The organism is Paraburkholderia sp. Ac-20342 (genome assembly GCF_017104985.1).
In the GTDB taxonomy this organism is placed as follows: Bacteria; Pseudomonadota; Gammaproteobacteria; order Burkholderiales; family Burkholderiaceae; genus Paraburkholderia.
Genome location: NZ_JAAGPQ010000083.1, coordinates 14,080 through 35,698, shown reverse-complemented (window position 1 = coordinate 35,698; position 21,619 = coordinate 14,080). Strand labels below are relative to the sequence as shown.

Genomic DNA, 21,619 nt, shown 5'->3' with positions numbered 1-21,619 from the left:
AGTAGCGAGGAAAGATGACACTGGAACTTAAGAGCTGTGTGATGTTCATATGTCCGCGAGCAACGCGTACTAGACGGAGGAACACACTCTTGCCTGCCGCGCGATTCGGCGCGGACGAGGGCGCGGCGGGCGCGATCTTCGGCTTCGGCGCAAACGCGGGGGCTGACGGTGCGCCGCTTGCATCGGCGTTGAGCGCGGTGTCGTGGTGGCCCGCCGTGGCGCTGGCCTTGCTTGCCGCGTTCGGTGCGCTGACCACGCGCTATGCGATGCGCGCGCACGCTCGTCTCGCCCCTCAAGCCGGGCGCGCTCGCGTTGCGTCATCCAGCGGAGAGACGCGATGATCCCGGCACTGGGTCTCTACAACATCGAAAAGCGTTTCGGTGCGACGCGGATTCTGCGCGGTGTCGATCTCGAGATCGAGCCTGGCGAGCGGCATGCGCTGATCGGCCCGAACGGCGCGGGCAAGTCGACGCTGTTCAATCTGATCGCGGGCGGTGCACGGCCGAGCGCGGGACGCATCCATCTGTTCGGCGCGGAGATCACACGGCTCGCGCCGGCTGCGATCGCGCGCCGCGGCCTCGCGCGCAGTTTCCAGAGCACGAGTGTGTTCGCGCGGCTTAGCGTGCTCGACAACCTGCGCTGCGCGGCCATGCTCGCCGAGCGCGACCGTACGCGCTGGTGGCAGCGCGTGACCGGCTCGCCGGCGATCGATGCGCGCGCGGCAGAGGTGCTCGACGCGGTCGGCCTTGGCGCGCGCCGCGACGTGCCGGCCGGCACGCTCAGTTACGCGGAACAGCGCGCGCTCGATCTCGGCATCGCGCTCGCGGGCGGCGCGCACACCTTGCTGCTCGACGAGCCGACCGCCGGCATGAACCGCGCGGAAGCGGCTCGCGCGATCGAGCTGATTCGCGAGACCACGACGGGCCGCACGCTGCTGATGGTCGAGCACGACATGGACGCGGTCTTCGCGCTTGCCGACCGCATTTCGGTGCTCGTGCAGGGGCGCATCATCGCGACCGGTTCGCCGGCGGCGATTCGCGCCGACGAGGCAGTGCGGGCTGCGTATCTGGGCGAGCGCACATGAGCGCGCTGCTCGAGATCCGCGATCTGCACGCGTGGTATGGCGCGAGCCAGGCCTTGCACGGCGTCACGCTCGGCCTCGCGCGCGGCGAAGTGCTCGCGCTCGTCGGCCGCAACGGCTCGGGGCGCTCGACGCTTGCGCGCGCGATCATGGGCCTCGTGCGCAGCGAGGGCGAGTTGCGTTTCGCGGGCCGTTCGCTCGCCGGGCTGCGCACCTTCGAAATCGCGCGGCTTGGCCTTGGCTATGTGGCCGAACATCGCGACGTGTTCGCGGCGCTGAGCGTGCATGAAAATCTGCTGCTCGGTATCTCGCCGCGCAAGCGCACGCCGCGCTTTACACTCGATGATGCCTACGCGCTGTTCCCCGTGCTGGCCGAGCGCCGGCATACGCGCGCCGGCGCGCTGTCGGGCGGCGAGCAGCAGATGCTCGCGCTCGCGCGGGCGTTGCTCGGCGATCCCGATCTGCTGCTGATCGACGAACCCGGCGAAGGTCTCGCGAGCGGCGTGATGGAGCAGGTCGCCGGGTGCCTGCGCACGTTGCGCGAGCGCGGCGTCGCGATGCTGCTGATCGAGCAGCGCCTCGTGATCGCGCGGGAAATCGCCAGTCGCGTCGCCGTGATGGGGCATGGCGAGATCGTGTTCGACGGCGCGCTCGATGCGTTTCTCGGGCGCGACGACGTGATGCGCGAGTGGCTTGGTGTCGGTTGAGCGGCGCGGCCGCAATCGCGGGTTGAGTGCTTTGCCGCATGAGGTGCGGTACACGTTTCGAGCACCTGATTATTGGCGTGGCTCGCGCTGGCACGGTCTGAAGTGCCGATACACGTTTGCAATGGCGTTTGAACCGTTCATCGCGACCTGCCGCACAGGCCCCGTGTATGGGGCTTTCCATCGATTCGCTCGTGCGATTCAAACGATTGATCGTTTGGTGAGCGTCCTCCAGAAATCTTGTCGGCAACGCGCGGACAAATAAAGACAATCGAGTCAGCGGCGCGCAACGGCGAAGCGATGTTCGAAGCCTGTGCAGGGCTCGTACACGCGACTTCCGCCCGAGTTCATGAATGCGCCGAACCCCGCCGCGTTAGACGCGCAAAAGACGCGCCGCGGCTTCAGGAGGAGACATGATGAAACGGCAGGTGGCGTTGAGTGTCGAGCGCGTCGGAGCGAACATCGAGGCGTGCGTTGAAGTGCATCTGGGTCCGTTGGATCGAGCCGGGCATGCCAGGCATTCCCGGCGTTCCTGGAGTTCGCGGTTCGGCGCGGGCGCGGCGCTACTGGCCGCCGCCTTGCTGATGTCCGCATGCGCGGATGCTAGCTCGACCGCGGACTCGATGCCGGCCGATGCCGCATCGAAGGCACAACAACGCGCGGCGAGCGCACCGGGCAATCAGGATCGCGAAGCAGAGGCGAACGTGACCGCGAACGCATCGCCCGGTACGACACCCGCATCACGTCCCACGCTCGAACGCGACAAGGCGAGGCAACGGGCTGCCGAGCAACAGATCGCCGCGCGCGTGCCCTCGGCGAGCGGCATGCACGAAACGCGCAGCCGCGTGCTGACGCTGCGCGATTCCGGCATCGACGGTTCGCTCATGTTCGTGCGCGACGTCGATTTTCGGGTGACGGGCGAGATCGGTTTCATGATTCACGACATGGCCGCGACGCTGACGCCGACACGCCCCGGTCAGCCGATCGTCTTCGACGACCCGACCAGCGCGACGATCCACGTGCACCGTGGCGACGTCACGCTCGACAGCGCGAAGCTCACCGCGATTTTCGATCGTTATCTGTTCCAGTATCAGGGCTCGCCGCTGCGCAATATGCGCGTCGTGCCGCAGGACGGCGGCAATCTGCGCATCACGGGCGAGATGCATCGCGACACGTGGGTGCCGATCGCGCTGACCGGCTCGCTGTCGATGCGCAATCCTGACGAACTCGTGTTTCATCCCGATCACGTCGAAGTGGCGGGCATCGGCGCGGACAAACTGATGCAGGCCGCGCACGTGCGGATGGCCGATCTGCTCAAGGTCAACACGCCGATCGCGCGGCTCGATGGCGACGACGTCGTCATGCAGGTCGCGAAACTGACGCCGCCGCCCGCGCTGCGCATGACGATCACGCAGATTCAAACGAGCGCGTCGGGCGTGCGCTTCACGCTCGACGACGGCACCGTGCCGAACATCGCGTGGCCCGCGACGATGCCCGCGCACGGTCTGCTCGTGCAGGGCGGCGACGTGAAGTTCATGCGCTCGATGCCGATGAATATCGACATGGCGATCACGCCGCTTGCATCGACCGGATCGAATGCAGCGAATGCAGCGAATGCAGCGAATGCAGCGAATGCAGCGAATGCAGCGAATGCAGCGAATGCAGCGAATGCAGCGAATGCAGCGAATGCAGCGAATGCAGCGAATGCAGCGAATGCAGCGAATGCAGCGAATGCAGCGAACGTCGCGGCCGATGCCGCGCCGTTCGTGCTCGATCTGTACCACTACCGCGAGCAGATGGCCGCCGGCTATTTCACGTTCGACGAAGCGGGCGCGCTCGACGTGCATCTGCCGTCGTATCCGACGCTCGCGAGCGCGTCGAAGACCGGGTCGTCGCAATCGCCGCAATCGCCGCAAACCGGCAGCGCGAGCGCACGCTATAACGACAGCCTGCTGCGCACGCAGCAGGCCTCGCTCGCGCAGGCCCGCGCGATCTGGCAATACGTGCCGCAGAATTTACGCATCGCATCGGCGGCGCATGCGACTCCGCTCGCCACGCGCGTCGCGTTCAAGCGCCGGAGTCTCGCGGCGCCGGCTTCGTTGTCTGCTTCAGCACTCGGCGACGAACGCCATTCGTCGGGGCCCGCGCCGCTGATTCACGTGCAGAACGTCGACTTCTACGTAGCAGGGCGCATCGGCTTTCACGTGCGCTCGCTCGATGCGCAGATGGTGCCGAAAAAGCCCGGAGAGCCCGTCGATTTAGACGATCCCGACCAGTACGACATTCATATCATCGGCGGCGAGGTCGTCGAACCGTGGCCCGCAATGGCCGCGCTCTTCAACGACTATCTGCTCGACTATGCGCCGCGCTCGCTCAACGATCTGCAACTGAAGCCGGTCGACGGCCAGCTCGAAGTGACGGGCGGCATCAAGCTATGGAATCATTTTCCCGGCGTATGGCTGCCGACCACGATGAGCGGCACGATCAGCGCGGCGGACGAACGGCATCTGGTCTATCGTCCCGCCGAGGTGAAAGTGCTCGGCGTGCCGCAAGCGGGTCTGCTGCGCGCGCTCGATATTCCGCTCGCGTCGTTGACGCCGTTCACGCGCAAGGGCGTCGCGCTCAAGGGCAACGAGCTCGTGTTCGACCAGTACACGGTGTTTCCGCCGCCCGCGCTGATCTCGCGGCTCGCGAGCGCGACCGTTACCGAGGCCGGGCTCGTGCTGAAGTTCAGGCGCGACAGCGCGGCCGTTGCGAAGCCGCCGGCCGGCGCGGGGCATAGCTTCGTATGGATCGAGGCCGGCGACGTGAAGATGTTCAACTCGCTCGTCACGAATACGCGCACCTATATCGAGGACAGTTCGAACTCCGGCGCAATGAAGTTCGACCTGTATGGCTACCGTCGCGACGTCTCGAAGGGGACGGTGCGCATGGACGAGGACGGCACGCTGCGCGTCGATCTTGCCGCGAGAAAAGCGGGGCAGTGAGCGACGCAGTGAGCGGCGTACGGGAGCGCGATGCGAATCGCGCTGCACGGTGCCGTCAAAGCACCGCGCAGCATAATTGATCAAGCATCCTTATTGATAATCCACTCGTGCGCCGGGTCGTTGTGGAAATGCCAGGTGCGCTGGCTGCCGGCCATCACGTTCAGATAATACGAGTCGTACCCATATGGCACGACGACCGGATGATAGCCGCGCGGCACCATCACGACGTCGTGATTCTCGACGGCCATCGATTCGTCGATATCGCGCGAATCGGTGTAGACGCGCTGAAACGCGAAGCCTTGCGGCGGATCGAGCCGGTGATAGTAAGTCTCTTCGAGCGAACTCTCGTGAGGGATGTTGTCGGTGTCGTGCTTGTGCGGCGGATAGCTCGACGCATGGCCGCCCGGCGTTCTCACTTCGACGACGAGCAGCGATTCGGCAGGCTCGGTCTGCGGAAGAACATCGCAGACGTAGCGCGTATTGAGCGACCTGCCGCGTGTCGAGCGCTTCATCGAGGCGGGCTCGATGAGCCGCGCGGGGTACTCGCCCGTGGCCGGCGCGCTTGCGATGCCGATCTCCGCATCGCGGTTCGCGCGCACGGTCGCTCGCACGTTCGGCGGCAGATAGACCGCATACGGCGCGGCGTCTTCGAACACGCTGTCGCGCGAACCAAGCGAGGTCCACTTCGCGTTGGGCGTTTCGATATCGACAGCCCCGGTCAGCACGACGATGCATACCTCGCGCGACGGCTCGAATACGTGCACGATTTCGCTCGTGCCGAGCCGGTACGCGGCAAATCCTACATAACGCCAGCAGGCCGACTGCGGCGTGACTCGCGCGATCGTTTGGCCTTCGCGCTGCGCCTTCACCAATAAACTCATGCTGCCTCCTTGCCCGTGCCGTCGAGCGTATCGAGCGGTGCATCGGCGAGCGTGCGCAAAGTCCGATAACCCTTCTGGGCATACTCGAACGACGGCGCGACCACCGGGTCCTGTTCCGCTTCGACGACGAGCCAGCCGCGATAACCATGCCGCTTCAGCCGGCCGATGATGCCGGCAAAATCCACGGCCCCGTCGCCCGGCACCGTGAACGCGCCTGCGATTACCGCATCGAGAAAACTCCAGTTGCGATTGCGCGCGAGCTTCATGACCGCGGGCCGCACGTCCTTGCAATGCACGTGGCAGACGCGCGCGATGTGCTGGTCGAGCACCGCGAGCGGATCGCCGCCCGCAAACGTGATGTGCCCCGCGTCGAACAGCAGGCCGACCGCATCGCTCGTGCGTGCCATCAGTTGATCGACGTCGGCCGGCGTCTCGACATAGGCGCCCATATGATGATGGTACGCAAGCCGCACGCCATGGCTCAACGTATAGCGCGCGAATTCGTCGACCCGTGCTGTGTAGCCGGACCATTGCGCGTCGCTGAAAAAACGCGGCCGTTGATAAAGCGGCCGCGCCGCGCCCTGAATCGAATCGGCGACTTCGCCATACACCATCACCGTCGCGCCGTTTTGCGCGAGCAGTTCGAGATGCGGACCGACGGCGGCGATTTCCTCGGCGACACTGCGCTTCGCCAGTTCTCCGGAATACCAGCCGGAAACGAGCGCGAGGTCGTAGCGCGCGAGTAGCGTCTTCAACGCCTGCGGCTCGCGTGGAAACTTGTTGCCGAGTTCGAAACCTTCATAACCGATCTGGCGGCCCTCGGTCAGCGCGACTTCAAGCGGCGTTTCGCCGCCGAGCGAGGGCAGGTCGTCGTTCATCCACGAGAGCGGGTTGATGCCGATACGTACGTCGAAAGCAGTCATGCGGGCGTCCTCATTCGTGAGCGTGGCGAGCGTCGTGCGGCAGGGATGCGGGCGGCTCGGCGCGCGCGGCAAGCTGCGCGTCGTATTTCGCGCGCGCGACGCGCACCGCCTCGCGCGGCGAGACTTCGGGCACCGCGACTTCCCACCACCAGCCGCCGTCGCCGGTGGTGCGGGCCGGATCGGTGTCGATACTGATGACGTACGTGCGCGTGGCCGCGCGGGCGCGCCGCAGCGCCGCTTCGAGTTCGGCAAGATGGCCCACGTGCTCGGCCTCGGCGCCGAGCGCGCGCGCATGCGCGGCGAAGTCGATGCGTGGCGCGCCGGCTGCGCCCTGCAAGCTGTCCGCGAGCAGATTGTTGAACGGCGCGCCGCCGCAGGCTTGCTGCAAGCGGTTGATGCAGCCGAAGCCGCGATTGTCGAGCACGATGACGATCAGCTTCGCGTCGAGCATCACCGAGGTTGCGATCTCGCTGTTGAGCATCAGATAACTGCCGTCGCCGAGCATCACGATCACCTCGCGCTCGGGCCGCGCGAGCTTCACGCCGAGTCCGCCCGCGATCTCGTAGCCCATGCACGAATAGCCGTATTCGACGTGATACGCGCCAGGCCGGCCCGCGCGCCACAGCTTGTGCAATTCGGCGGGCAGCGTGCCGGCCGCGCACACGACGATGTCGTCGTTCGCCGAATGCGTGCTCGAACGCTGCACCGCGCCGATCACGTCGCCCTCGTAGGGCAGCACGGCGTCGCGTTGCGGCGCATGCGTGAGCGTGTGCACGGTGTCGCGCCAGCTTGCCGCGAGTTTGTGCGCACGCGCGGTCCATGCGCGCTCCGCGTGCCAGCCGTGCAGCGATTCGCCGAGCGCATCGAGCGCGAGCCGCGCATCGGCCTCGACGACGAGCGCGCGATGCTTGAGGCCGTCGAACGCATTGGCGTTGATCGCGATCACGTCGGCTTGCGTGAACAGCGTATTCGAGCCGGTCGTGAAGTCTTGCAGACGCGTGCCGACCGCGAGCACGCAGTCGGCATCGTGCGCGAGCGCGTTGGCGGCCGGCGAGCCGGTCACGCCGAGCGCGCCCGTGTTCAGCGGATCGTTCCACGCGAGCGCGCTCTTGCCGGCCTGCGTTTCGGCGACCGGTATGCCGTGCGCGCTCGCGAAGTGCTGCAGCGCGTCGGCCGCGCGGCCGTACAGCACGCCGCCGCCCGCGACGATCAGCGGATGCTTTGCCTGCCGCAAACGCGCGCACGCCGCCTCGATCTCGTCGATTCGCGGCGCGGGCGCATGAAAGCGGATCACGCGCGTCGCGAAGAAGTCAGCCGGAAAATCCCACGCCTGCGCCTGCACGTCCTGCGGCAAGGCAAGCGTGACGGGGCCGCACAACGCGGCGTCGGTCAGCACGCGTATCGCGCGCGGCAAGGCGCTCAGCAATTGCGCCGGATGCACGATGCGATCGAAGTAGCGCGACAGCGGCTTGAACGCATCGTTGGCGGAGACGCCGCCGTCGGCGCAATCTTCGAGCTGCTGCAACACCGGGTCGGGCGCGCGCGAGACGAAGATGTCGCCGGGCAACAGCAGCACCGGCAGGCGGTTCACGTGCGCGAGCGCGGCGGCGGTCAGCAGATTCGTCGCGCCCGGGCCGATCGAGGTAGTGACCGCCATCATGCGGCGGCGGAAATGCGCCTTCGCATAGGCGATCGCGCTATGTGCCATCGCCTGCTCGTTATGCGCGCGCAGCGTCGGCAATTCGTCGCGATGCTGGTACAGTGCCTCGCCGATGCCCGCGACGTTGCCGTGGCCGAAGATCGCGAACACGCCGCCGAACAGCGGCTCGGTGCCGCTGCCGTCTTCGCTGGCGACGCGTTGCGCGGCGAGATAGCGCACCAGCGCCTGGGCCATCGTCAGGCGCAGCGTGGCGCCGGCATTCGCGTGCGCCTGTGCTTGCTCCTGTGTTTGCGCATGGGTCTGCGCGGCGCTGCTCGCCGATAAGGCGTCGTCCTGCATGATGCGTTTGTTCATGCGGCCTGCTCCTGGTGAACCTGATGCGGCGTGCCCTGGGCGGCTCGCCAGGCGGCGATCAGCGTTTCGAACGTATGGCGCACGCGCGCGATCAGTTCGTCATCGCCGATTTCTCCGGCCAGCCACGCCTGACTCGGGTCGTGAAAGATCGTGCGGCCGACCGTAAAGCCGCGGCACGTCGCCGACCGCGCGGCCGCGCGAAAGCCCTCGCTCAACTGCTCGACGGCCGCCGACAAACCGAGCAGCACGACGCCACGGCAATACGGGTCGCGCTCGGCGATCAGCGTATCGATGGCGTGCCATTGCGCGGCGTCCATCGGTTCGAGCTTCCACCACTCGGGATAGATGCCGAGGTTGTAGAGACGCTTGAGCGCGCGATACACGATGTCGGGCCCCTGCGGCAGCGACGCGTGCTTCGGCGGAATCACCTCGAGCAGCAGTTCATGGCCGCTCGCCTGGGTCGCATCGTAAAGCGCGCGCAATTGCGCTTCCTGTTCGAGGCGCTGCTCGATCGGCTCGTCGGGATGAAACTGCACGAGGCACTTCGCAACGTGCTCCTTCGGCCACGCGAGCAGCGTCGTGCCGATCGAGCGGCCCTGATCGAACACGAGCGGCACCGAACCCGGCAGCTCGACCGGGCGGCCGATCCACCAGCCGCGGCCGGTCGCGGCATTGAGCGCGTCCTGACCGTAGCGGTCGTCGATCAGCACGCCGATGCGGCCTTGCAGATGCAGCGCGTGTTCGGTCTGCGCGACCGCTTCGACGAACAGGTTCTTCAGATGCGCAACGCGCGCTTCGTCGGCGCCGGTTTGCTGCGCCAGTTCGAAAAACTGATTGCGATGATCGAACGCGAAGCCGAGCACTTCATGCCAGGGCTTGCGTGCCGGCGATACGCGATGCAGGCGCGCGAGCTTCGCGTCGCGGTCGGGCCGGCGCATCCGTTGCGGATCGGCTTGTGCTTCGCCAAGGAAGTAGTCGAGTTCGGCGGGCGTCGGCATGGCCGGGGCACAGCCGTGCCGCGAGACCACCAGCGCGCCGCTCGCGTTCGCGGCGCGCGCGCAGGCGTCGAGCGGCCGGTCGCGCAGCCAGCCGGACAGAAAGCCCGACGCAAATGCATCGCCCGCGCCGAGCACGTTCAGCACCTCGACTTCGACGCCGCCGTGAACCGGCATCTCGTCGAGCGAAGCCGGCACGTTGCCGTCGATGATCTGGCAGCCGAGCGGCCCGCGCTTGAGCACGAGCGTGGCCGGCGTGACCGCGCGCACCATCGCGAGCGCGTCGATCAGTTCGCTCTTGCCGCCGGCGATGCGGAATTCTTCCTCGGTGCCGATCACGAGGTCGAACAGCGGCAGAATGCGCTGCAAATGCGCGGTGACGCCTTCGCTCGCGACGAAACGCGTCTCGCCGTCGGCCTTGCCGGTGAGTCCCCACAGCACCGGACGATAGTCGATGTCGAGCACCGTGCGCACCTGGTTGCGGCGCGCGTAGTCGAGCGCGCGGCGGCTCGCGCGGTTCACCTGCTCCGTCGAGAAGTGCGTGCCGGTAATCAGCAGCGCTTTCGACGAGGCGATAAAGGCCTCGTCGAAATCGGCCGCGTCGATTGCCATATCGGCGCAGTCGTCGCGGTAGAAGATCAGCGGGAACGTGTCGCGGTCCTTGAGGCCGAGCAGCACGAGCGCGGTCAGCCGCTGGCGATCGACGCGCACGCGGCTCACGTCGCAGCCTTCATTCGCGAGCGTTTCGGTGAGAAAGCGGCCCATGTGATCGTCGCCGACGCGCGCGAGCATCGCCGCATCGAGTCCGAGCCGCGCGCAGCCGAAGGCGATATTCGCCGACGAACCGCCGAGATACTTCGCGAAGCTCGATACGTCTTCGAGCCGCGCGCCGACCTGCTGCGCGTACAGATCGACGGCGAGACGGCCGAGGCAGATGATGTCGCGCGCGCGTCCCGGCGCGAAGCGGCTGCCGCGCGCGGTGCCCGCACCGGTATCCGAACCCGGCGCGGTCGCACGCGATATGCTGGAATGGTTCATGAAGAATCCTGAATAACGGGGCATGGTCGAAGGCCACGCGGGTTAGGCGGACGACGTGCGATCCGCGCGAAGCTCAGATGGTCGCGCCTTCGAGTTCGCCCATCATTTTCTGCATCTCGGCGCCGCCGGCCATCATGTCGAGCACCTGGTCCTTGCTGATCGTTTCTTTCGTGAACGTGCCGAGCGATCTGCCGCGATTGAGCAGCGTGAACGAATCGCCGATCGGATAGGCGTGATGCACGTTGTGCGTGATGAAAATCACCGAGATGCCCTTGGCGCGCGCCTTGTGAATCAGCTTCAGCACGTTGAAGCTCTGCTTCACGCCGAGCGCGGCGGTCGGTTCGTCGAGAATCAGCACGCGCGCGCCGAAGTGGATTGCGCGCGCGATCGCGAGACATTGCCGCTCGCCGCCCGACATCGTGCCGATCGGCTGATGCGGGTCGCGCACGTTGATGCCCATTTCGGCGAGCTTGTCGCGCGCGGTGCTCGCGCAGGTGTCGAGGTCCATCACGTTCAGGAAGCCGAATAGTTTCCTGTTCGGCTCGCGGCCCATGAAGAAGTTGCGCGCGACCGACAGCAGCGGCACCAGCGCCAGGTCCTGATAGACGGTCGCGATGCCGAGATCGAGCGCGTCTTTCGGCGAGGTGAAGCGTACCGGCTTGCCGTCCACCAGATAGGTGCCGGCGCTCGGCTGATGGACGCCCGCGAGCGTCTTGATCAGCGTCGATTTGCCGGCGCCGTTGTCGCCGAGCAGGCAGTGCACCTCGCCGCGTTTGAGGCGCAGCGTGATGTCGTTCAGCGCGATGATGTTGCCGAAATAGCGGCTGACGTTTTCGAGCGCGAGGATGGTGTCGTCCGCGTTCTGTTCGAGGTCGGTCATCATGAACTCCTTGCCGGGCGCGTTAGCGCGATGCGGCGACGCGGCCGCGTACGTAGTGATTGAACAGCACGGCGAACAGCAGCATCACGCCGAGGAACACGCGGAACCAGTCCGAGTCGACATTGGTGTAGGTGATGCCGATCTGCACCACGCCGAAGATCAGCGCGCCGAAGCAGGCACCGACCACCGAGCCGTAGCCGCCCGTGAGCAATGTGCCGCCGATCACGGCCGCGATGATCGCCTCGAATTCGGCTTGCAAACCACGGTCGGCGGCCGCCGAGCCGATATCGCACACCTGCAGCACCGCATACAGGGCCGAGCAGAACGCGGTCAGCACGAACAGCGAGATCTTCACGCGGCGCACCGGCACGCCGACGTTCTTGGCTGCGTTGGCGTCGCCGCCGACCGCGAAGATCCAGTTGCCGAAGCGCGTTTTCGCGAGCGTGAATGCGCAGACCACGGCCAGCGCGAGCCACCACAGCAGGACCTTGGGTATGCCCGGCACGAGCGGCGTGCCGTTGTCGAGCATCTTCACGAGGCCGAGATGGCCGAGCGAGACGAACAGCCCTTTGAAGGCGACGCCCTGGAAGAACGTGTGCGCGAACCAGTCCTCGCGCGCGACGTCGCCGACGCCGGAGATGATCGTGCGGTCGGCGAACATCACCGAGAGCGCGAGCGTGAGGCCGCGCAGAATGAACAGGAACGCGAGCGTGACGATGAACGACGGCAGCCGCGTGCGCATCACGAGGTAGCCGTTGAGCGCGCCGAGCAGCATCGAGCCGGCGAACGCGAACAGGATCGCGAGCCAGATCGGCCAGTGGAAGTACATGGTCGGCAGCGCGACCATCATGCCGGCAAAGCCGATCATCGAGCCGATCGACAGGTCGAACTCGCCGGCGATCATCAGCATGCACGCGCCGACCGAGATCAGGCCGAGATAGGCCGCGACCTGCGACCAGTTCATGATGCCGTCGAGGTTGAACATCCCCGAGTTGCCGGCCGCGAGGCCGAACACGAGGAACACCATCACGGTGCCGGCGAGCGCCGCGAATTCGGGGCGGTTCAGCAGGTGCCGGAACCAGGATTCCTCGCGCACGCGTTCGTCCGGCGCGGTGGCCGATGTGGCTGCTGAGGTGGCCCCTGAGGTGGCCGCTGATGCAGCCGGGTCCTGCGGATCGGACGCGGGCGGTTTGCGGTGATTGGGATGGAAAAGATCGGCGACACCCATTGAAGCTCTCCTTGATACGCCGGCAAGCCGATCGACGCGGCACCGCGGGCGTTGGAACTGATGAATTCAACCGTGGGCCGCCGGCGCGGCGGCCTGCTCAGGCGCTGCGTTGCCGCGCAGTCAGCGATATTGCCCCGCGTATTTGAGTACCTTGTCGACGTTGGCCTTCGTGATGAAGCCCGGACCCGAGCCGATATTGCGCGGCCCATACGACGGCGCGAGCCCGTAGGTGTCGAGCCGCTCCTTGAACTTCGGATTCGCCTGCAGAATCTCGCGGATCTTCACCGGATCGGTCGTCTGGTTCTTCTTCGCGATCGCGAGCACGGCAACCGGGATATAGCCCTGCAAATACGGCTGCTGGTCGATCGCGAACTGGATCGTGCCGTTCTGGATGCCCTTCGCGATGTCGCTGTCGAAGTCGAACGTGGCGAACCAGAGCTTGCCGGCAAGGCCCATCTGTTGCAGCGCCTTCAAGGTTGGATCGGCCGACAGCGGGCCGAGCGCGAGCACCGCCTGGGTGTCCGGATGATTGCGCAGGAACGCGCTGACTTTGGACTGCACGCCGGTCGGGTCCTGGCCCGCGTCGAGCGTCGAGGTCTTGACGTCGGCGCCGATCGCCTCGGCGAAACCGCGGCAGCGTTCGAACGAAGCCGGGTTCGTCGCATAGTGGTTCACGCACAGGAACGACTTGATGCCGGCGGCCTTGGCCTTTTCGCCCGCCGCCTTGCCGGCCGCGTATTCGGGCTGGCCGACGTGCATGAGCGCGCCGAGCTTGGCGCTCTGTTCTTCGGTACCCGAATTGATCGTGACGAGCGGAATGTGCTTTTCGGTGACTTTCGCAATCGAGCTCTTCAGCACGTCGAAGTCGGCGATCGAGACGATCACGCCGTCGTAGTTGCGCGCGGCCGCCTGTTCGACGAGACGGGCCATGTCGGCAATGTCGCCGTTCGGCGGATTGCGGTAGTCGGTCTGAACGTTGAAGTCCTCGTCGGCCTGTTTGATCGCGTTCTTGATCGTGTTCCACCACGAATCCGAATCGGGCGCATGGCTGATCAGCACGAAGTGAGCGTCCGCCGCGCGGGCTGCCGTCGCCGCGCCGAATCCCGTTGCCAATGCCAATGCCAACGCCGTCGCCAGAATCCTGAGCGCCGCCTTGCCTTTGCCAAGTCTCATGGTCTCCACCTTTCTCGATCTGTCGTTTGTCATTGAAGGCGCGCCTCGCGGATGGTTGCCCATTTCCGTGTAAATCCGCACAACAGGGCCGAAGCGGCACCGCTCAGGACCAAGAGTAGGCCATCTTTCGATGTCTTGCAAAGAAAATTTCACGAAAAATAAAAATGGAAAATATGTTCCATTTGCTTGGGGCGCTGCCTATAATCGGCAGCGTCGGAAGCACGAGCGGGAGGCCGCGAGTGCTTCTGCCGCATAGCAAAAAACACTCGAGGGGCAGACATGGCGGAACCGAACACCGAAGAAACGTTGCCGGGCGTCGAGGATTTGATGCGGCGCATCGCGGACAACTACGAGACGCTGCCGCGTCAGTTGAAGAGCGTCGCGACCTATATCGAGCAGCATCGTTCGAGCGTGATGATGGACCGCACGAGCGACATCGCCGCGAGCTGCGGCGTGCATCCGTCGGCGGTCGTGCGCTTTGCGCAGCGCTTCGGCTTTTCCGGCTTCTCCGATCTGCAGGCGGTGTTTCGTCAGGCTTATGCGGAGCAGGGCGTGTCGTCGCCGAGCTATCAGCAGCGCATTCGCCGGCTGATCGACGAGAAGCCCGGCACCTTGTCGGGCGGCTCGGTCGCGCGCGAGTTCATCGCGGCGTCGCGCGGCGGCCTCGAAGAACTCGAGGCGGGCCTCGACGACAAGCAGTTCGACGCCGCCGTGAAGATGCTGCAGCAGGCCGACAACATCTACGTGGTCGGCGTGCGGCGCTCGTTTCCGGTCGCGAGCTACATCGTCTACGCGTTGCAGCACACGCCCAAGCGCGTGCATCTCGTGTCGGGCTTCGGCGGCATGTACCGCGAGCAGATTCGCAGCGTGAAGAAGGGCGACGTCGTGATCGCGATCAGCTTCGCGCCATATGGCAAGGAAACGCAGTACTGCCTGCGCGTCGCGCATCATCTTCAGGCGAAGACGCTCGTCATTACGGATAGCCAACTATCGCCGCTCGCGCGCTACGCGAGCACGCTGTTGTATGTGAAAGAGGGCAGCGCGTTCGCGTTTCGCTCGCTGACCAGCACGATCTGCCTGTGCCAGGCGTTGTTCATTGCGCTCGCGTACAAGCTCGAACTGAACGTTGAAGAATCCCACGACCCTGGAGGCTACGATGACTGACGCGGTAAACACGATCGACGTCGCGCTGTTCGGCGCGGGGCGCATCGGCAGGATTCATGCGGCTAACCTTGCGCGGCAGCCCGGCGTGCGGCTCAAGTACGTTGTCGACGTGAATCGCGAGGCCGCCGGGGCGCTGGCCGAGCAGCATGGCGCGCGGGTTGCCGATATCGATGGCGCGCTCGGCGACGCGTCGATCGGCGCGTCCGTGATCTGTTCGAGCACCGACACGCATGCGGACCTGATCGTGAAGTCGGCGGCGCAGAGCAAGCACGTGTTCTGCGAGAAACCGGTCGATCTCGCGCTCGAGCGCGCGCGCCTGTGCGCGCAAGCGGTGGAGCGCGCGGGCGTGGTGTGCATGATCGGTTTTCAGCGCCGTTTCGATCCGACGTTTGCGTCGCTGAAAGCGCGCCTCGACGCGGGCGAGATCGGCACGCCGGAAATGCTCGTCGTCACGAGCCGCGATCCGGGCGCGCCGCCGCTCGAATATATCCGGCACTCGGGCGGCATCTTCAAGGACATGCTGATTCACGACTTCGATATTTTCCGCTGGATTCTCGACGACGAAGCCGACACGCTGCACGCCACCGGCAGCTGCCTTGGCGATCCGGCGATTGCCGAGGCGGGCGACATCGATTCGACGGCGGTCACGATCCGCACGAAGCGCGGCCGGCTGTGCCAGATCAACACCGCGCGCCGTGCCGCTTACGGCTACGACCAGCGCTTCGAAGTGCTCGGCAGCGGCGGCATGCTGCAAGCCGGCAACGTGCGGCCGACCGAAGTCACCGCGTACTCGAAAACCGAGGTGTCGACCGACGTGCCCGAGGCGTTCTTTCTCGAACGCTATCGTGCGGCCTACGCGCTCGAAATCGCGCATTTCTTCGATGGGGTCAGGCATGGCAAGCCGGTGCGCACGACCGTCGCCGATGGTCTGAAAGCGCTCGAACTCGCCGAAGCGGCGACGCGTTCGTGGCGCGAAGGCCGCGCGATCCAACTCGGCGAGGTGGCGTGATGAAGCCGGCTACGCAGCAGGTGCGCCTCGGCGTGGTGGGCCTTGGGCGGCTCGGCAAGCGGCACGCCGAAAATCTCGCGTATCGCGTGCCGGGCGCCATGCTCGCGGCCGCCTGCAGTCCGTTGGAAGACGAACTCGCATGGGCTCGCGATGCACTGCCCGAGCCGCGTCTTTACACCGATTACGCAGACCTGCTCGCCGATCCGCAGGTCGATGCGGTGTGGCTCGTCACGCCGTCGTCGCTGCACGCGCAGCAGATCGTCGACGCCTTGCAGGCCGGCAAGCACGTGTTCTGCGAAAAGCCGCTGTCGCTCGACGTGGCCGAATGCGAGCGCGTGCTGGCGGTGGCGGCGCGCTATCCGCACTTGCAGGCGACGATCGGCTTCATGCGGCGCTTCGATCCGAGCTACAAGGACGCGTTCGACAGGATCGCGATGGGCCAGATCGGCCGGCCGTTTCTCGTGCGCTCGCAGACCACCGACAAAAACGATACCGACGGTTTCTTCGTGCGCTTCGCGGCGACCTCGGGCGGCATCTTTCTCGACTGCACCGTGCACGACATCGACGTCGCGCGCTGGCTGCTCGGCAAGCCGCGTGCGACGCGCGTGTTCGCGGCGGGGGCCGTTGCGTTGCACGAAGGCTTGCGTGAATTCGGCGACGTCGACAACGGCGTCGCGATCTGCGAATTCGAGGGCGGCAAGCTCGCGATGTTCTACGCGTCGCGCACGCAGGCGCACGGCAACGACACGCATAGCGAAGTGATCGGCACGGCGGGCGCGCTCGCGATCGGCCGCAATCCGCGCGCGAATCGCGTCGAGATTTATGACGCGAGCGGGGTTCGCAACGAATGCACGCCGAACTTTTTCGACCGTTTCGAGGATGCATTTCTGCACGAGGCACGCGCGTTCGTTGCGGCGGTGCAGGGCGGGGTGGCTCAACCCGAGTCGGCGCAGGCGGGGGCGACGCTGGCCGATGCGCTCGAAGCGACGCGGATTGGCATGGCGCTGCGCGAGTCGCTGCAAAGCGGGCAGGCGGTGATGCTGTAGCGGCGCGGGTTGCCGCTCGAGGGCGGGCGAGGCGAGGTGAAGCGGGGCGGATCGTGTCGAGGCGGTGACACGCACCGTCGCAGGCCCGGGCGGCGAAACACCGCCTGCTGTAGAATTTGGCCCTCTGTCCGGCGTCGCGAGCGACGCCCTCGTCCCGAAGGTCATCGTCGATGCAAATTCAGATTCACAAGGAAGTCGATGCGCGCGGGCTCATGTGCCCGCTGCCCATCCTGCGCGCCAAGAAGGCGCTCGCCGACATGGAAAGCGGCCAGATTCTCAAGGTGCTCGCCACCGATCCCGGCTCGCAGCGCGATTTTGCCGCGTTCGCGAAGCAGACCGGCAACGAGATTGTCGAAAGCTCGGCGCAAGACAAGGTGTTCACGTTTCTGATGCGGCGGCGCTAGGCAGTCAAACCCGCCAGAACCCGGCACTCGGCCAAACCCGCCACGCGAGGCGGTACGCAAGAAGCAGAAAAGGCGCTGTGCCCGCGAATGCGGGGCACAGCGCCTTTTCGTTTTGAGCGCACCGAGCGCACCCGAGGGCACGCTCAGCGGTGTGGCGCGCGTTGCGTTGAATGGCCCCGCGGCCCGCAGGCCGCGAAGCGAATCCGTCAGCCTTCCAGCACCGGCGAACGCGTGCGCAGATACTGCTCGAAATCGGCGGCCACTTCCGGGTGACGCAGCGCGAACTCGACCGTTGCCTTCAGATAACCGAGCTTGCTGCCGCAGTCGAAACGCGTGCCGTGATACTTGTACGCGAGCACCTGTTCGTCGGCGAGCAGCGACTGGATCGCGTCCGTCAGCTGCAATTCGCCGCCCGCGCCGGGCTTGATCGAGCGCAGATGATTGAAGATGCGCGGCTTGAGCACATAGCGGCCGACCACGCCGAGGTTCGACGGCGCCACGCTCGGCTCCGGCTTTTCGACGATGCCCGACATCTTGATGATCGAATCTTCCCACTCCTTGCCGTCGACGATACCGTACGACTTCGTGTCTTGCGGCGGGATCTCTTCGACGCCGATCACCGAGCTGTGATAGTGATCGAACACCTCGATCATCTGCGTCATCACGGGCGGCGTGCCGTACAGCAGGTCGTCCGCGAGGATCACGGCGAACGGGTTTTCGCCGACCAGCTTTTCTGCGCACAGCACCGCGTGGCCGAGGCCGAGCGCTTCGGCCTGGCGCACGTAGAAGCAGTCGACATGGCTTGGCTTGATGCTGCGCACGAGTTCGAGCAGCTTGTCCTTGCCGCGCGCCTCGAGTTCGGCCTCGATTTCATAGGACTTGTCGAAATGGTCCTCGATCGCCCGCTTGCTGCGGCCCGTGACGAAGATCATTTCGGTGATGCCGGCTGCCATCGCTTCCTCGACAGCGTACTGAATCAGCGGCTTGTCGACGATCGGCAGCATTTCTTTCGGGCTTGCCTTCGTGGCAGGGAGGAATCGGGTGCCAAGACCGGCTACCGGAAATACCGCCTTTGTAACTTTTAGCATGTGATTACCCTGAGTCCTCTGGTTTAAGGCCTTGCCCACCGCGGCGGCGGTGGGGCAAGACGTGTCGATCAGACCGGCAAGCGATCCAGTTGCGCTTTCAGCTTGCCGACGGTAGCTTCGAAATCGGCGAGACGTTTTTGTTCCTGTTCAACGACCGCCGGCGGCGCCTTGGCAACGAAAGCCTGATTCTGCAGCTTGCCGTTGCATTTGGCGATTTCGGCGGTGAGACGCGCGATCTCTTTCGACAGGCGTTCCCGCTCGACGGCCACGTCGATTTCGACCTTCAAGACGAGCTTGTCGCTTCCTACGATAGCAATCGGCGCGCCATCCGCCTGCGCATCGAGCGTAGCCTCGTCGGCGATGATCTGCACTTCGGACAAACGCGCCAATGCCTGGGCGTATGGCGCGAAAGTGCGAAGCCGCTCCGCGTTGCCGGTGGCGAGCAACGGCACCTTCACGGCCGGCGACAGGTTCATCTCGCCACGCAGATTCCGGCACGCGTCGATCACGGCCTTGAGGTCGGCGGCCCAGCGCTCGGCGTCTTCGTCGAGCTTGGCGGGCTCGGCGATGGGGTACGGCTGCACCATGATGGACGCTTCGCCTTCGGCCTTGCCCTCGGGGTAGCGTGCCGCGAGCGGCGCCACTTTCTGCCACAGCGCTTCGGTAATGAACGGAATCACCGGATGCGCGAGGCGCAGCACCGTTTCGAGCACGCGCAACAGCGTGCGGCGCGTGGCGCGCTGCTGGTTCGGCTGTCCCGTCTGGATCTGGACCTTTGCAAGTTCGAGATACCAGTCACAGTATTCGTCCCATACGAACTTGTATAGGGCATTGGCGACATTGTCGAAGCGATAGTCGGCAAAACCCTTGGCGACTTCGGCTTCCACGCGTTGCAGCAGCGACACGATCCAGCGGTCGGCCGGCGAGAAATGCAGATGGCCTTCCGGCCCGCATTCGCCGCATTGCGCCGGCTGGCCGAAACCGCAATCGTGGCCTTCGCAGTTCATCAGCACGAAGCGCGTGGCGTTCCACAGCTTGTTGCAGAAGTTGCGATAGCCCTCGCAGCGCGCGAGGTCGAAGTTGATGTTGCGCCCGAGCGTGGCCATCGAGGCCATCGTGAAGCGCAGCGCGTCGGTGCCGAACGCCGGAATGCCGTCCGGAAACTCCTTGCGGGTTTTCTTTTCGATCGACGCGGCCTGCTTCGGATTCATGAGGCCGGTGGTGCGCTTTGCGACGAGCGCGTCGAGGCCGATGCCGTCGACGATATCGATCGGGTCGAGCGTATTGCCCTTGCTCTTCGACATCTTCTGGCCTTCGGCGTCGCGCACGAGGCCGTGCACGTAGACCGTGTCGAACGGCACCTTGCCCGTGAAGTGCGTGGTCATCATGACCATTCGCGCGACCCAGAAGAAGATGATGTCGAAGCCGGTGACGAGCACCGACGATGGCATGAAGTGCTTCAGTTCCTCGGTTTCGTTCGGCCAGCCGAGCGACGAGAACGGCACGAGCGCCGACGAGAACCACGTGTCGAGCACGTCTTCGTCGCGTTTCAACGCACCCGTGTAGCCGGCCGCGGCGGCTTTCGCGCGCGCGTCTTCCTCGGTCTTCGCAACGAAGATTTCGCCGTTCTCGCCGTACCACGCCGGAATCTGATGGCCCCACCAGAGCTGACGCGAGATGCACCAGTCCTGGATGTTTTCGAGCCACTGGTAGTAGGTGGTGGTCCAGTTCTCCGGCACGAATTTGATCTGGCCGTTACGGACCACGTTCAGCGCGGTTTCGGCGATCGACTTGCCCGGGTTGAACGTGCCCTCGGGAGCCGGCTTGCTCATCGCGACGAACCACTGGTCGGTCAGCATCGGCTCGATCACGACGCCGGTGCGGTCGCCGCGCGGCACCATCAGCTTGTGCGGCTTGACCGATTCGAGCGCGCCGAGCGCTTCGAGATCGGCGACGACCTGCTTGCGGGCGTCGAAACGATCGAGGCCGCGGTATTTTTCGGGCGCGTTGTCGTTGATCTTCGCGTCGAGCGTGAGGATTTCGATTTGCGGCAGCTGGTGGCGCAGGCCGACCTGGTAGTCGTTGAAATCGTGCGCGGGCGTGACCTTGACGACGCCGGTGCCGAATTCGCGGTCGACGTAGTCGTCGGCGATGATCGGCACTTCGCGGTTCGACAGCGGCAGCGTGACGGTCTTGCCGATCAGGTGTGCGTAGCGTTCGTCTTCGGGATGCACCATCACGGCGGTGTCGCCGAGCATGGTTTCCGGACGCGTGGTGGCGACGGTCAGATGGCCCGAGCCGTCGGTGAGCGGATACTGGATGTGCCACAGGTGGCCGTTTTCTTCCTCGCTGACCACTTCGAGGTCGGAGACGGCGGTGAGCAGCACCGGGTCCCAGTTGACGAGACGCTTGCCGCGATAGATCAGGCCCTGTTCATACAGGCGTACGAATACGTCGCGCACGGCGGCCGACATTTTGTCGTCCATCGTGAAGTATTCGCGTGACCAGTCGATCGACGCGCCGAGGCGGCGCACCTGGCTCGTGATGGTCGAGCCCGACTGCTGCTTCCATTCCCACACGCGCTCGACGAACTTGGCGCGGCCGAGGTCGTGGCGCGACACGCCCTGCGCGTCCAGTTGCCGTTCGACGACGATTTGCGTGGCGATCCCGGCGTGGTCCGTGCCCGGCACCCACAGCGTGTTTTCACCGAGCATACGGTGATAGCGCGCGAGGCCGTCCATGATGGTCTGGTTGAACGCGTGGCCCATGTGCAGCGTGCCCGTGACGTTCGGCGGCGGCAGCTGGATCGAGAAATCCTTGCGATTGGAGTCGAAGGAGGGCGCGGCGTAGGCGCGCTTTTCCCATTCCGGGCCCCAATGGGCTTCGATGGTGTGGGGTTCGAAGCTTTTGGCAAGCGTCGAGGTGGGGTCGCTCGAGGTGTCGCTCATGTTTCTGGTTAAAGGCAGGATTTTGGATGCGGAGGATTGGAGATTATAGCTGGGAG

At 65.4% G+C, this 21,619-nt stretch carries 17 protein-coding genes; 8 read left to right on the top strand and 9 right to left on the bottom strand.

The annotated features are described in order from the left end of the window. Positions 1-89 precede the first annotated feature (89 nt). From G3N58_RS26375 to G3N58_RS34300, 4 genes are all read left to right on the top strand, one after another. Positions 90-341, top strand: coding sequence for a hypothetical protein (locus G3N58_RS26375; RefSeq protein ID WP_206000600.1), 252 nt, complete (start codon positions 90-92; stop codon positions 339-341). Then, positions 338-1,084 (top strand): ABC transporter ATP-binding protein, encoded by a 747-nt coding sequence (locus G3N58_RS26370; protein ID WP_206000598.1) that lies wholly within the window; start codon positions 338-340, stop codon positions 1,082-1,084. The genes G3N58_RS26375 and G3N58_RS26370 overlap by 4 nt, the downstream gene beginning before the upstream one ends. Then, positions 1,081-1,788, top strand: a complete 708-nt coding sequence (locus G3N58_RS26365) for an ABC transporter ATP-binding protein (RefSeq protein ID WP_167043174.1) — start codon at positions 1,081-1,083, stop codon at positions 1,786-1,788. Before G3N58_RS26370 ends, G3N58_RS26365 begins: the two co-directional genes overlap by 4 nt. A gap of 410 nt (positions 1,789-2,198) precedes the next feature. Next, positions 2,199-4,772, top strand: a complete 2,574-nt coding sequence (locus G3N58_RS34300) for a hypothetical protein (RefSeq protein WP_241017242.1) — start codon at positions 2,199-2,201, stop codon at positions 4,770-4,772. A gap of 80 nt (positions 4,773-4,852) precedes the next feature. On the opposite strand, the gene iolB is transcribed toward G3N58_RS34300, so the two are convergent. The 7 genes from iolB to G3N58_RS26320 all read right to left on the bottom strand — a co-directional run bounded on the left by iolB (position 4,853) and on the right by G3N58_RS26320 (position 13,904). Further along, a complete protein-coding gene (gene iolB, locus G3N58_RS26350; RefSeq protein ID WP_206000596.1) occupies positions 4,853-5,653 on the bottom strand; it encodes a 5-deoxy-glucuronate isomerase in 801 nt (266 codons plus the stop codon). Next, positions 5,650-6,576 carry a myo-inosose-2 dehydratase gene (iolE, locus tag G3N58_RS26345; RefSeq protein WP_167283551.1) on the bottom strand — a complete coding sequence of 309 codons (927 nt, stop codon included), beginning with the start codon at positions 6,574-6,576 and terminating at the stop codon, positions 5,650-5,652. The genes iolB and iolE overlap by 4 nt, the downstream gene beginning before the upstream one ends. Positions 6,577-6,586: 10 nt before the next feature. After that, complete coding sequence (iolD, locus tag G3N58_RS26340; protein WP_206000594.1) at positions 6,587-8,590, bottom strand: 3D-(3,5/4)-trihydroxycyclohexane-1,2-dione acylhydrolase (decyclizing); 2,004 nt, start codon at positions 8,588-8,590, stop codon at positions 6,587-6,589. Then, entirely contained in the window at positions 8,587-10,623 is a 2,037-nt protein-coding gene (gene iolC / locus G3N58_RS26335) for a 5-dehydro-2-deoxygluconokinase (RefSeq protein WP_241017241.1), read from the bottom strand. The genes iolD and iolC overlap by 4 nt, the downstream gene beginning before the upstream one ends. A gap of 73 nt (positions 10,624-10,696) precedes the next feature. After that, the gene (locus G3N58_RS26330; RefSeq protein WP_167043249.1) at positions 10,697-11,503 is read right to left on the bottom strand and encodes an ATP-binding cassette domain-containing protein; all 807 of its coding nucleotides are present in this window, start codon (positions 11,501-11,503) and stop codon (positions 10,697-10,699) included. Positions 11,504-11,525: 22 nt separating this feature from the next. Next, a complete protein-coding gene (locus G3N58_RS26325; RefSeq protein WP_167043183.1) occupies positions 11,526-12,731 on the bottom strand; it encodes an ABC transporter permease in 1,206 nt (401 codons plus the stop codon). Positions 12,732-12,851: 120 nt separating this feature from the next. Beyond that, a complete protein-coding gene (locus tag G3N58_RS26320) occupies positions 12,852-13,904 on the bottom strand; it encodes a sugar ABC transporter substrate-binding protein (protein ID WP_205990240.1) in 1,053 nt (350 codons plus the stop codon). Positions 13,905-14,183: 279 nt separating this feature from the next. Here G3N58_RS26320 and G3N58_RS26315 point away from each other — a divergent pair, with 279 nt between their 5' ends. From G3N58_RS26315 to G3N58_RS26300, 4 genes are all read left to right on the top strand, one after another. Continuing rightward, on the top strand, positions 14,184-15,068 hold the full coding sequence (locus G3N58_RS26315) for a MurR/RpiR family transcriptional regulator (RefSeq protein ID WP_167283546.1): 885 nt from the start codon (positions 14,184-14,186) through the stop codon (positions 15,066-15,068). Then, positions 15,061-16,077, top strand: a complete 1,017-nt coding sequence (iolG, locus tag G3N58_RS26310) for an inositol 2-dehydrogenase (protein ID WP_167043188.1) — start codon at positions 15,061-15,063, stop codon at positions 16,075-16,077. The genes G3N58_RS26315 and iolG overlap by 8 nt, the downstream gene beginning before the upstream one ends. Next, positions 16,077-17,123, top strand: coding sequence for a Gfo/Idh/MocA family oxidoreductase (locus G3N58_RS26305; protein WP_167043251.1), 1,047 nt, complete (start codon positions 16,077-16,079; stop codon positions 17,121-17,123). Before iolG ends, G3N58_RS26305 begins: the two co-directional genes overlap by 1 nt. Positions 17,124-17,299: 176 nt before the next feature. Further along, positions 17,300-17,527: a sulfurtransferase TusA family protein gene (locus tag G3N58_RS26300; RefSeq protein WP_075301700.1), complete on the top strand. Its 228-nt coding sequence runs from the start codon at positions 17,300-17,302 to the stop codon at positions 17,525-17,527. Between the two features lie 206 nt (positions 17,528-17,733). Here the strand turns inward: G3N58_RS26300 and galU are convergent, their stop codons facing one another. Together galU and G3N58_RS26290 are read right to left on the bottom strand one after the other, a co-directional pair. Next, positions 17,734-18,615 (bottom strand): UTP--glucose-1-phosphate uridylyltransferase GalU, encoded by an 882-nt coding sequence (gene galU, locus G3N58_RS26295; RefSeq protein ID WP_167043190.1) that lies wholly within the window; start codon positions 18,613-18,615, stop codon positions 17,734-17,736. Positions 18,616-18,683: 68 nt separating this feature from the next. Then, complete coding sequence (locus G3N58_RS26290; RefSeq protein WP_167043192.1) at positions 18,684-21,563, bottom strand: valine--tRNA ligase; 2,880 nt, start codon at positions 21,561-21,563, stop codon at positions 18,684-18,686. Positions 21,564-21,619: the final 56 nt, after the last annotated feature.